The following is an 11,997-nucleotide window of genomic DNA, read 5'->3' on the forward strand; positions in this document are numbered from 1 at the left end:
TGGCCTTCCGTCCGAGGGGTGGGTCCGAGCCGCTCAGCCGGACGCGCCGGGGCCGCTCCGCTGCGACGCTAGCAGGATCCACAACGCGGGCCCGGGAGGAGGGCCCGCCTGTTGGTGCTCTCCGCCAGAGGACGCGGCACTCGCAGGCGCGCTTCGTACGCTGGGAGTCGCAGCACTGTCGCCGTCGGAGCGGTCGCCGTGCCGCATCCGACGAGCGAGGGAGCACAGAGCATGGACAGCACGACCTTCGAGACCCTGGGGGCCGACTTCTACGGGTTCGAGGCGGCGCTCACGCCCGCCGAGAAGGAGCTGCTGGTCGGCGTCCGCGCGTTCCTCGAGGAGCAGGTGCGGCCGATCGCCGACGAGTACTGGGAGCGCGCGGAGTTCCCGCGGCAGCTGATCCCCGCGATCCACGCCACCGGCGTCATCGGCCTCTCCTGGCCCGAGACCCGCGCGATCGAGAACTCCGCCGTGTTCCGCGGCTGGGTGGCGCTCGAGCTGGGCCGGGTGGACGCGGGCATCGCGACCTACGTGGGCGTGCAGAACGGCCTGGTGATGGGAACGGTCGGCGTCGCCGGCTCCGAGAAGCAGCGCGCCGAGTGGCTGCCGAAGCTCGCCTCGGGCGAGGTCGTCGGCGCCTTCGGCCTCACCGAGCCGCACTCCGGCTCCGACTCCGCCCAGGGCCTGCGCACCACCGCCCGCCGGGACGGCGACGACTGGATCCTCGACGGCGAGAAGCGCTGGATCGGCAACGCGACCTTCAGCGACGTGACCGTGATCTGGGCGAAGGACGCGGAGGACGGCCAGGTGAAGGGCTTCCTCGTCCCCACCTCGACACCGGGCTACCGCGCCACCGCCATCGCGCGCAAGCAGAGCCTGCGCACGGTGCAGAACGCCGACATCGTGCTCGAGGGCGTCCGCGTCCCGGAGTCGCTGCGCCTGCAGGGCGCGAACTCGTTCCGCGACACCGCGAAGGTGCTCCGGCTCACCCGCGCCGAGGTCGCCTGGCAGGCCATCGGCGTCTCGATCGGCGCTTACGACGCGGCGCTGCGCTACGCGAAGGAGCGCGTGCAGTTCGGCAAGCCGCTCGTCGGGCACCAGCTGGTGCAGGACCTCCTGGTCAAGAGCATCGGCAACATCACGGCCAGCATCGCCCTGGCGACCCGCGTGTCCGAGATGCTCGACGCCGGCGAGCAGCGTGACGAGCACTCCGCCCTCGCGAAGGCCTACGCGACGGCCCGGATGCGCGAGACCGTCGCCTGGTGCCGCGAGGTGATGGGCGGCAACGGCATCGTCCTCGACTACGGCGTCGCCCGCTTCTTCGCCGACGCGGAGGCCCTCTACTCCTACGAGGGCACCCGCGAGATGAACACGCTGATCGTCGGCCGCTCGATCACCGGCACCGCTGCGTTCGTCTGAGCCTCCCCGGCCGGGGAGGGTGCGGCGGCGCGCCCGGCACGCCGCCGCACCGCCCCCGCTCCCTAGACTGGTCGCCATGATCCGACGCGCCGCCCCCGCCGCTCCCCGAGCGCTCGCGGTGGCGGTGCTGGCCGTGCTGCTGGCCGGCCAGTCGCTGCGGAACCTCGCCGGATGGTGGGGCTGGGGCGTCGTCGTCGCGCTGCTCCTGGGCGCCTCGATCGCCGTGCTCGTCCGCGCCCGCCCCCGCCCGCGCTGGGCCCGCACGCCGAAGTCGCTGGTCCTCTTCCTCGGGCTCGCGGTGCTCTCGCTGCTGTGGTCCGCCTATCCGGGAGCGAGCGCGATCGGAGTCACGGCGCAGCTCGCGACGACGCTCGGCGGCGTCGTCCTCGCCGTCACGCTGAGCAGCCGGGAGCTGCTCACGGCTCTCGGACGGGCCCTGCGCCTCTCCGTCGGCCTGTCGCTCCTCTTCGAGCTCGTGGTCGCGGTCGTCGTGCGGCAGCCCGTCCTGCCGTTCGGCGTCGAGCCTCCCGCCGACGGACCGACGCCCGACGCCTTCTACTGGTCGCAGGCCGCCCTCTTCACCGGCGAGCCCGTCCAGGGGATCGTCGGCAACCGCAACCTCCTCGGCTTCCTCGCCCTGCTCGGCCTGATCGTGATCGCGATCGAGCTGGCGGCCCACTCGATCCGGCGCCGGTGGGGAGCGGTCTGGGTCGCCCTGTTCGTCGCGACCCTCCTGCTCACCCGCTCGGCGACCGTCCTGCTCTGCCTCGTCGCCGTCGTCCTCGCGGCCGCGTTCGCGCTTTGGGCTCGTCGGAGGGGCGAGTCCCGCCGGCGTCCCGTCTACCTGACCGCCGCGGGGCTGGCGGTGGCGGCCGTCGCCGGAGGCGCCGCGGGCTGGGGCGCCCTCCTCGGCCTGCTCGGCAAGAGCGAGGACGCCACGGGCCGCCTCGACATCTGGGACTCGGTGATCGCGCTCACGCTGCAGCGCCCGGTCCTCGGCTGGGGCTGGGTCAGCTACTGGGCTCCCTGGGCCGCCCCGTTCGACACCCTCGCCGAGCGCAAGGGCGTGCTCTACCTGCAGGCCCACGACGCCTGGCTCGACGTCGCCCTCCAGCTGGGAGCGGTCGGCCTCGTCCTCTTCGCGGCGCTCGCCGTCTCGACGCTGTGGCGCTCCTGGTTCCGCGCGGTCGACCGCCCGCGGCGCGACGCGACCTCGACCCTCCCCTACACGGCCGTCAGCCTCGCTCCGCTGCTGATCGTGGTCGCCCTCCTGGCGCAGTCGCTGTTCGAGAGCCGGATCCTGATCGAGGGAGGCTGGCTGCTCCTCGTCCTCTTCGCGGTGCAGACCAAGCGGCCGGCGAGCGAGACGCCCGAGGTCCTCGCCGCGACCCCGCTCCCCCTCGCCGACGCCTCCCCGAGGCGATGAGGCCCCGCCGCCCCTCGCTCCCCGCCTCCGTCGCCGACGCGACGGCGTCCCCGCAGTTCGCGGCGGCCCTCGCGCAGACCACTCTCGTCACCGTCCTCTGCGCTCCGGCGGTCCGCGGACTCCTCGGCTGGCCCGGCTACATCGCCGCCGTCGCCACGCTCACCGCCCTCGCCGCGGTCATGCTCGTCCTGCGGCGCGGGCGGCTCGACTGGGAGGGCCTGCTGCCCACGAGCATCCTGGTGTTCCTCGGCTGGATCGCGCTCAGCGTGCTGTGGAGCGACTACACCTGGGCCACGGTCTCGAGCGTCGTCTACCAGTTCGCCCTGGCGTTCCTGGCGATCGCGATCGGCCTCACGCGCGACATCATCCAGATCATCCGCTCGGTCGGCGACGTGCTGCGGGTCGTGCTGATCGCCTCGCTGGCCGTGGAGGTGCTCTCGGGGGTGCTGATCGACCAGCCGCTGCGCTTCCTCGGCGTGGAGGGCCTGCTCGCGGTCGGCGGGCCGATCCAGGGACTCGTCGGCACGCGCAACCAGCTCGGGCTGGTCTGCCTGCTGGCGATCGTGACGTTCTCGGTGGAGCTGATGACCCGCTCCGTCGCCCGCGGGCCGGCCGTCGCCTCGATCGCCCTCGCCGCGGTCACCCTCCTCTTCACGCGCTCCGCCGTGAGCGCGGGCGTGCTCGCCGTGGCCGTCGTCGTCGCCCTCGCTCTGCGCTGGGTGCGCCACGGCGACGGCACCCACCGCCGTCGGCGGCAGGTCGCGGTGCTCGGCGTCGCCGCAGCGGCCGCCCTCACCGTGTGGCTCCTGCGCTACCGGGTGATCGAGCTGCTGAACGCGGGCAGCGAGTTCGAGTTCCGGCTGCGGCTCTGGCAGCAGGTCTGGCGCTTCACGGACCTCGCTCCGATCGTCGGCTGGGGCTGGGTGGGCTACTGGCGGCCCGACCTCTACCCCTTCACCGCCATCGACTACCTCTCGGGCCGCCCGCACTCGTCGAGCCTCAACGCGCTCTTCGACGTGGCCCTGCAGGTCGGCGCGGTCGGGGTGGTCCTCTTCGTCGTGCTGATCGGCCTCGCGCTCTGGCGCTCCTGGCTGATCGCCTCCGAGCGCAAGGCGGTCGTGCACGTCTGGCCGGTGCTGGTGCTGACCGTGCTGATGGTCACCGCGCTGGCCGAGAGCTCGATCCTGCTCGACGCCGGCTGGCTGCTCGTGGTGCTCTGCGCGATGCGCGCGGCCCAGGGACTGAGCTGGCGTCGGCTCCTGCACCCGCGGGACTGACCGGACTCCTCAGCGCCCGCGCCGCCGCGCCACCTGGCGGAGCACGGCGAGGTGCTCCTCCCGGCAGCGCTCCCAGCTGAAGGACCGGGCACGCTCGACGCCGAGCGGGCCGAGCTCGCCGGTCCGCTCGATCGCCTCGAGGATCCCGTCCGCGATCGAGCGCGGCTCGAGCGGATCGACGTAGACCGCGGCGTCCCCGCAGATCTCCGGGAGCGAGCCCGCGTCGGACGCGGCGACCGGGCATCCCGACGCCATCGCCTCGATGGGAGGGAGGCCGAAGCCCTCGTAGAGGCTCGGGAACGCCAGCACCGCGGCTCGGCGGTAGAGGTCGGCGAGCTCCTCCGGAGTGACGTGGCCGCGCCACTCGACGAAGTCCGGCAGCGGGCCGAGGCGGTCCAGATCCCCTCCGGTCAGCACGAGCCGGAGGGCGTGCCCCTGCTCCCGCAGGAGGCGCACCGCCTCGAACAGGCGGGCGTGGTTCTTGTGCGGCCAGGCGCGCGCCGGGTAGAAGACGAAGTCCTCGCGTGTGCCCAGATTCGCGACGAAGCGCCGGGTGTCCACGCCGAGATGCGACACGTGGATCCGCTCCTCCGGGATGCCCAGCAGCTCGACGATCCGCCCCTTGGTGAAGGCGCTGATGGTGATGACCGCGTCGGCGCGGCGAGCGGTCGCCTCGTAGGCGAGCCGGCGGAAGACGCGCTCGACGCGGGGGAAGAGGTGCGGGAGGTCGCGGTGCTGCAGGTCGAACAGCATCTGCACGTGCCCCTGCCGCCGCGACGGCCACGGGAGCGGGACCGTGAACGGGAAGTAGAGCACCGCGTCCCGGCCGAGGCGCCGGCGCAGGCGCGGCGTGCGCAGGAGCGCCTGGAGCATCCCCACGGCCCGGCGGCGGTGGCCCGCCCCGCTGACGACCCCCTCGGCCACGACCTCGGGCACGCCCTCGCTGAAGCCGCGGGCGTTCTCCGGGACGAGCACCTGCACGGCGGGTCCCTCCTCCCCCGGCCGCGGCGCCAGGAGGCGCGTGAGCGCGCGCGCGTAGGTCTCGCCGCCGCCCATCCCGCCCGGGTCGACGGTGAGCACGGCGAGCGTGACGGGGCGGAGTTCCGGCATGGCGTCCAATCGGTCCGAAGCCCGGCCAGGATACCGGCGGGCCGCACCGCTCCCGGCGCCCGGCCGTGCCCGTGGGTAGTATGTGTCCCGCTGTCATCGACCCCGACGAATTGGACCACCACGTGCCCCGCGCTTTGATCACCGGAATCACCGGCCAGGACGGCCTCTACCTCGCCGAGCTCCTCCTCTCGAAGGGCTACGAGGTCTTCGGGCTCGTCCGCGGGCAGAACAACCCCAAGTACGAGCTGGTCCGCCGCACCGTGCCCGAGGTGACCCTGCTCACCGGCGACCTGACCGACGTGTCGAGCCTGGTGCGCGTGCTCGCCGCCGCCCAGCCCGACGAGGTCTACAACCTCGGTGCGATCTCATTCGTCGCCTACTCGTGGGAGAACGCGTCGCTCACCACCGACGTGACCGGCAAGGGCGTCCTCAACATCCTCGAGGCGACCCGCCTCTACGCCGGCTCCGACATGTCGCGCGTGAAGTTCTACCAGGCCTCCTCCTCCGAGATGTTCGGCAAGGTCCAGCAGGTCCCGCAGAGCGAGGAGACGCTGCTCTGGCCGCGCTCGCCCTACGGAGTGGCCAAGGTCTTCGGCCACTACATGACCATCAACTACCGCGAGTCGTACGGCATGCACGCCTCCTCCGGCATCCTCTTCAACCACGAGTCGCCCCGCCGCGGCCCGGAGTTCGTCACCCGCAAGATCAGCCTCGCGGTCGCCCGCATCAAGCTCGGCCTCCAGGAGACGCTGGAGCTCGGCAACCTCGACGCGAAGCGCGACTGGGGCTTCGCCGGCGACTACGTCGACGCGATGTGGCGCATGCTGCAGCAGCCCGAGGGCGACGACTACGTGGTCGCGACCGGCGAGACCCACGAGATCCGCGAGTACCTCGACATCGCCTTCAACCACGTCGGCATCGAGGACTGGACCCCGTACGTGACCCAGAACCCCGCGTTCATGCGTCCCGCCGAGGTGGACCTGCTGATCGGCGACCCGGCGAAGGCGCGCGACGTCCTCGGCTGGGAGCCGAAGGTCTCGTTCCCCGAGCTCGTGGCGATGATGGTCGAGAACGACCTCGCCGAGCAGTCCGCGCTGATCAAGTAGTCATGCCTGCCGCTCTCGTCACCGGAGCGAGCGGTCAGGACGGGGGCTACCTCGTCGAGCGCCTGCTCGCCGACGGCTGGGAGGTCTCCGCGCTCGTGCGCGGGACCGACGACGCCGCTCTTCCCGCCGCCGTCCGCGCCTTCGAGGGCGATCTCCGCGACGCCTCCGGCCTCGGCCGTATCGTCGCGGAGGCGCAGCCGGACACGGTCTTCCACCTCGCCGGCCTCTCCTCCGTCGCGCTCTCGTGGAAGGAGCCCGTGCTCACGGCCGAGGTGACCGGCACCGCGGTCGCCGCGCTCCTGGAGGCCTCGCTGGCGCTCCAGGAGTCGGCGGGCCGGGAGGTCCGCTTCGTCCAGGCCTCCTCCTCCGAGATCTTCGGGGCCGCGACCGAGAACCCGCAGACCGAGCGGACCCCGATCCGCCCCGTCTCCCCTTACGGAGCCGCGAAGGCGTTCGCGCACCACCTCGTCGCGGTCTACCGCGGCCGAGGGCTCCACGCCTCGTCCGGCATCCTCTACAACCACGAGTCGCCGCGTCGGCCGCTCGGCTTCGTCACCCGCAAGATCACCGCCGGAGTCGCGGCGATCGCGACGGGCGCCGAGTCGGAGCTCTCGCTCGGCAATCTCGACGCGCGCCGCGACTGGGGCTGGGCCCCCGACTACGTGGACGCCCTCGTGCGCGCCTCGCGTGCCGAGGAGGCGGGCGACTACGTCGTGGCGACCGGAGTCGCGCACTCGGTCCGCGACTTCGTCCGTGCCGCCTTCACCGCGGCCGGCATCGACGACTGGGAGCAGCGGGTCACGATCGACCCGCGGTTCGCGCGCCCCGTGGACGCCCCCGAGATGCGCGGGGACGCCTCCCGGGCCCGCGAGGTGCTCGGCTGGGCGCCGACCGTCGGCTTCGAGGAGATCGTCGCCCGCATGGTCGAGAACGACCTCGAGCTGGCGCGCCGCTCCCGCTGAGCCGCGCGCACCGCGTGCAGAAGGCCCCCGCTCCTGGAGCGGGGGCCTTCTGCACGCGGTGGATCGAGGACGCCTAGGCGGTCGCGTCCGACTGCTCGGCCCGGGCCCGCTCGTCGACGCCCTCGCCCTCGACGAGGTACGACCAGACGCGGGCGGCGTACTCGTCCCAGGTGCCGCCGTCGATCGCGAGCGCCTCCGCCGAGAGCCGCGCGTGCAGCTCGTCGTCGGTCAGCAGCCGCTCGAGGGCCGCGGCGATGTCGTGGTCGTCGTGCGGATCGACGAACAGTGCGCCGCCCGAGGCGGAGACCTCGTGCATGCTGCCGAATCCGGAGGTCACGACCGGGGTGCCGACCGAGATCGACTCCACGATCGGGAGACCGTAGCCCTCGTTGATCGAGGGGAACACGGTGCACCGGGCCAGGCGGTAGGCGCTCCAGAGCAGCGCGTCGGTGATCTTGGAGAGCGAGCGGACCGGACGGCCCTGGCCCTCGAGGACCTCGAGTCGGTACTCGAACTCGGCGCTGCTCCAGGCGTTGCCGCCGATGAAGACCAGGCTGAAGCGCACGCCCCGGCGCCAGAGCAGCTCGGCGGCCTGGAGCACCGCCAGGTGGTTCTTCCGCGGCTCGTGGCTGCCGACGCAGACGACGAGCGGGAGGTCACCGGTCACCAGCGAGCGCGCGGCGGTGGCCAGCTCCTCGTCCGAGACCCTCTCCGGCTGCGAGGGCAGCAGGATCGGCCGGATGTCCGGCCCCTGCATCCCGACGCTGCCGAGCATGTGGCGCCAGCCGGAGTACTCGGTCGCGGCCGCCTCGGAGATGGTCGCGATCCGGTCCATGTGCGACACGGCGACGAGCGTGCGCGAGAAGGCGGCGCTGATGCCGGTGCTCGCCGTCTCGGCGGTGGTGACCGGTACGCAGTCGAAGCCGATGGTGCCCGTGCGGTTGCCGCTGAACTCGGCCAGGGCGGAGACGCGCGACGTCCGCTCGTCCTCCACGGCGAGCTCGGGCAGGAGGTAGGTGCCCTGCCACGGGACGATCACGCGGGAGCGGTCCTCGGCGGCGTCGGGCACGTCGCCCGAGACGGCGTTCCGGCTCTGCTCCGGGGTGAGCATGACGAGCGACTCGTGGGTCGAGTCCCAGCCGGCGAGCAGGATCTCGTGGTCGCGCGTCCAGCGGACGAGGCTCTGGCGCACCACGCGCTGAATGCCCGTGGCCAGCCCCGTGCGCGCGGTGTGGTGCACGTCGACGACGACCGCGCCGACGACCACCTCGACCTCGGGGTGGTGGAAGCGGGCGAAGACCCGGTTCGAGGCGATGGTGGACGCGGCGTGGGTGAGCAGACCGGCGGTGCCGTCCAGCCGGGCCCGGCGACGGCCGTCGACGACGTCCTCCCGGCGCGGGAGCGTGCCGCGGAGGACGGCGAGCACCAGCCAGACCTCGCGGTCGGTGGGGGCGGGCAGCAGAACGCTCAGCTGTCCGGTGAGGGCGTCGACGCTGCCCAGCGGCTCCACAGTGGGGGCCAGGGTGCGCACCAGGGTGGCGAGACGGTCGACCAGGTACTGCTTAGAGCGCACGGGGCGCCTCCTCGTGCTCGATGAGGGCCGAGGGGCCGATCAGGGCGGCCCACAGCTCCCGGGCGTAGTCGTCCCAGGTGCGCTCGGGCCGCTCTGCCGCCTCGAGGCGGAGCTCGTCGACGAGCTCCGGCGACGTCAGCAGGCGGCGCATGCCGTCGGTGATCTCCTCGTCGGACTCCGGGTCGATCAGGACGCATCCGCCGTGCTCGGCGATCTGCGCCGTGCTGCCGTAGCGCGAGGTCAGCACGGGGAGCCCGATCGACAGCGCCTCGGCGACCGGCAGGCCGTACCCCTCGTGCAGCGACGGGAACGCCAGGAACAGCGCCTCCCGGTAGCTCGCGATCAGGACGTCGTCGTCGGCTCCGCGGAGCACCTCGACCGGGCGTCCGGCGGCGACCAGCTCGCGCACGCGGGGATCGAAGACCTGGTGCGCCCAGGGGTTGGCCCCGCCGATGAAGCGGACGCGGAAGCGCAGGCCCTCGCGCCAGAGGACCTCGGCGGCGTGCAGCACCGCGAGATGGTTCTTGCGGGGCTCCTGGCTGCCGACGCAGAGCACGAGCGGCAGGCCGGACGCGCTCCGGCCCTCGGAGCGCAGGCCGTCCGGGAGCTCCACGGGCAGCGGGACCGGGACGACGGTCGGGCCGGTGAGGCCCTGACCGGGGAGCGCGCGCACGAAGCCCTCGAACTCCAGCGCGGCCGCGGCGCTCACCGTGGCGACGCGCTCGGCGTGCTTGACCACGGAGAGGAAGTTGACGAAGCGCACCGTCTCCTCCGGCGGCACCGTGTCGGCGCTGACGACGGGGATCGCGTCGTGGCCGAGGACGACGACCTCGTTGCCGGAGTACTCGGCGAGGGCCGCGAGCGGCCCGCACTGGTTGTAGTCGGGCACCGAGGGGATGACGACGACGCTGCGGTAGGGCACGACGAACTCGATGCGCTCCGGATCGCCGTGCTCCCAGTCGCGCCGCCCGGCGGAGGACCAGTCGACGACGCGCTCGTGCTCGATCGCGCTCAGGCGCCGGAAGGACATCGATCCGTGGACCCAGGCGACCGGGACGATCTCGTGCTCGGCGTCCCAGCGGGACACGGTCTGGCGCACGACCCGCTGGACGCCGGTGTTGTGCCCGTGGCGGGCGGGGAAGTCGACGTCGATCAGGACGGCCCCGGCGACGACCTCGACGCGGGCGTCCAGATCGGCGAACCCGGTCGCGGTGCGGGAGCCCGCCTCGAGGAAGATGCGCAGCGCCGCCTCCTCGGGGGCGAGCTCGAGGGCGCGGCGGAACCAGTCGAACAGCTCGCTCGTCGGGTACGCGGCCGTGAACGACACCAGCGCGACCCAGGTCAGCTCGTCGTCCTGGCGCGAGCGGATCTCGCGGGCCACCTCGTCGAGGTACGGGCCGGGCCCGCGGGTGCGCAGCGAGGCGCGGCGCTCCTCGTCGAAGAGGAGCGCGCCGATCTGCTCCAGGCGCTGCAGCATCGCCTCCGTGCGGTGGGCGCGCGCGGCGGCCGCGCCGGCGGCCGAGACCTGCGACCGGTCGCTCATCGCGCCCGACCGGACAGGCGGCGCTTCACGAAGCGCGCGCTGTGGCCGACGGCGCCCGACAGCCCGAGCTGCTCGACGCGGATCTGGAAGGTGCGCACCAGGCGGAGCGGCTTCGTCACCCGCCAGGAGAGGGTGCGCTCGAAGCCGGAGGCGGTCACTCCGCCCACCTGGATCCGCTCGACCCACTCGTCGAAGGGGTCGTTGAGGAGGGAGTCGACCTGCGCGCGCAGGCGGGCGAGCTCCTCGTCCGGGGACTCGGGCTCGGCGAGACGGGGCTCCACGGGAACCCCGGATGTGCGAGCGGGCTCGGCCGGGACGGCTGCGGGAGCGGCGTCGCCGACGGCCGACTCGAGGCTCGGGTCGGGAGCGGGAGGAGCGTCCTCGCCCGTGCCGCCGAGGACGGGGGCGGGGTCCCCAGCGCTCTGCGGCGCCGGGTCCAGGGGGACGTCGGAAGGCTGCGTGGGCATGGCGAACACCTCGTTCGTGTCGTTCAGTCGGCGAGCGGGAGCAAGACTACCCGCCATGCGCCGCGCACCGGCACGCCAGCCAGGGGGCTCCAGGGTGGGCTGCACGTATAATGATGCGGTCCGTCGCCCGGCGGAGGCCGAGAGCTTGGAGTTCCATGCCCAGCAAAGCTGTGGATCGCGCGCGCGCGATCGCCGACGAGCCGTTCCAGATCGCCGGCACCACGTCGGCCGTCGGCGGCGGCTCGGGCGGCTTCGTCGCCTCCCTCGCCGAGATCCTGCGGCACCGCGAGCTGCTCCGCCTGCTCGTGGGGCGCGAGCTGAAGTCGCGCTACAAGGACAGCAGCCTGGGCTTCGTCTGGAGCCTCGTCCGGCCGCTGATCATGCTCCTCATCTACTACGTGGCGATCGGCCAGATCCTCGGGGCCTCTCGCGGCGTCCCGAACTTCGCGATCTTCGTCTTCTCGGGGCTCACCCTCTGGGGCCTGTTCAGCGAGATCGTGACCGCGGGCACCACGTCGATCCTCGGCAACGGCGGACTGATCAAGAAGGTGTACCTGCCGCGGGAGATCTTCCCGGTGGCGGCCATCGGCTCGGCCCTCTTCAACTTCGGTGTGCAGTTCGTCGTCCTGATCGCGGGAGCCGTCCTCACGGGCTCGCTGATCTTCGGCGTCCAGCTCCTCTACATCGTGCCCGCGCTGGCGATCGTGCTCGTGTACGGCCTCGCGCTGGCCCTGGCCCTCTCGGCCCTCAACGTCTACCTCCGCGACGTCCAGTTCCTCGTCGAGGTCGGGCTGCAGATCTTCTTCTGGCTCTCCCCCATCGTCTACGCGTGGAACTTCGTCGTCGCCGCCTCCACCGGAGCGGGCCACGGCTGGGCCGAGCAGCTCTACCTGATCAACCCGATCTCGAACGCGATCCTCGCCTTCCAGCGCGCGATCTGGGGAGACGGCTCGCGCGTCAGCATCATCGACGGCAACGAGATCGCCCCCCAGGTGTGGCCGCCGGACATGGAGCTGCGCCTTCTCATCGTCCTCGTCGTCGGGCTGGTGTTCGTGTGGATCGGCCACCGGATCTTCCGCCGCCTCGAGGGCAACTTCGCCCAGGAGATCTGATC

The 11,997-nt window shown here is 72.8% G+C and carries 10 protein-coding genes; 6 read left to right on the forward strand and 4 right to left on the reverse strand.

The features are described 5' to 3' along the window. Positions 1-231: 231 nt before the first annotated feature. From C5C44_RS01975 to C5C44_RS01985, 3 genes are all read left to right on the forward strand, one after another. Complete coding sequence (locus tag C5C44_RS01975) at positions 232-1,419, forward strand: acyl-CoA dehydrogenase family protein (protein WP_104335163.1); 1,188 nt, start codon at positions 232-234, stop codon at positions 1,417-1,419. 76 nt (positions 1,420-1,495) lie between these two features. Continuing rightward, positions 1,496-2,845, forward strand: a complete 1,350-nt coding sequence (locus tag C5C44_RS01980) for an O-antigen ligase (RefSeq protein WP_104335164.1) — start codon at positions 1,496-1,498, stop codon at positions 2,843-2,845. Further along, on the forward strand, positions 2,842-4,122 hold the full coding sequence (locus C5C44_RS01985; RefSeq protein ID WP_104225478.1) for an O-antigen ligase: 1,281 nt from the start codon (positions 2,842-2,844) through the stop codon (positions 4,120-4,122). The genes C5C44_RS01980 and C5C44_RS01985 overlap by 4 nt, the downstream gene beginning before the upstream one ends. Before the next feature lie 9 nt (positions 4,123-4,131). On the opposite strand, the gene C5C44_RS01990 is transcribed toward C5C44_RS01985, so the two are convergent. Then, complete coding sequence (locus C5C44_RS01990; RefSeq protein ID WP_104223147.1) at positions 4,132-5,232, reverse strand: glycosyltransferase family 1 protein; 1,101 nt, start codon at positions 5,230-5,232, stop codon at positions 4,132-4,134. A 122-nt stretch (positions 5,233-5,354) separates the two neighbouring features. Here C5C44_RS01990 and C5C44_RS01995 point away from each other — a divergent pair, with 122 nt between their 5' ends. Further along, complete coding sequence (locus tag C5C44_RS01995) at positions 5,355-6,338, forward strand: GDP-mannose 4,6-dehydratase (protein WP_104275317.1); 984 nt, start codon at positions 5,355-5,357, stop codon at positions 6,336-6,338. A gap of 2 nt (positions 6,339-6,340) precedes the next feature. Then, positions 6,341-7,300 (forward strand): GDP-mannose 4,6-dehydratase, encoded by a 960-nt coding sequence (locus C5C44_RS02000; protein WP_104223149.1) that lies wholly within the window; start codon positions 6,341-6,343, stop codon positions 7,298-7,300. 73 nt (positions 7,301-7,373) lie between these two features. Here C5C44_RS02000 and C5C44_RS02005 read toward each other — a convergent pair whose 3' ends face one another. From C5C44_RS02005 to C5C44_RS02015, 3 genes are read right to left on the reverse strand one after another with little or no spacing between them, the layout of a single operon-like run. Then, entirely contained in the window at positions 7,374-8,873 is a 1,500-nt protein-coding gene (locus C5C44_RS02005; RefSeq protein WP_104335165.1) for a glycosyltransferase family 1 protein, read from the reverse strand. Further along, positions 8,863-10,416 carry a glycosyltransferase gene (locus C5C44_RS02010; protein WP_104335166.1) on the reverse strand — a complete coding sequence of 518 codons (1,554 nt, stop codon included), beginning with the start codon at positions 10,414-10,416 and terminating at the stop codon, positions 8,863-8,865. The genes C5C44_RS02005 and C5C44_RS02010 overlap by 11 nt, the downstream gene beginning before the upstream one ends. Next, a complete protein-coding gene (locus C5C44_RS02015; protein WP_104283350.1) occupies positions 10,413-10,883 on the reverse strand; it encodes a hypothetical protein in 471 nt (156 codons plus the stop codon). The genes C5C44_RS02010 and C5C44_RS02015 overlap by 4 nt, the downstream gene beginning before the upstream one ends. Positions 10,884-11,038: 155 nt before the next feature. Here C5C44_RS02015 and C5C44_RS02020 point away from each other — a divergent pair, with 155 nt between their 5' ends. Further along, entirely contained in the window at positions 11,039-11,995 is a 957-nt protein-coding gene (locus C5C44_RS02020; protein WP_104223153.1) for an ABC transporter permease, read from the forward strand. Positions 11,996-11,997: the final 2 nt, after the last annotated feature.

Source organism: Rathayibacter sp. AY1F6, from assembly GCF_002932035.1.
Taxonomy (GTDB): domain Bacteria; phylum Actinomycetota; class Actinomycetes; order Actinomycetales; family Microbacteriaceae; genus Rathayibacter.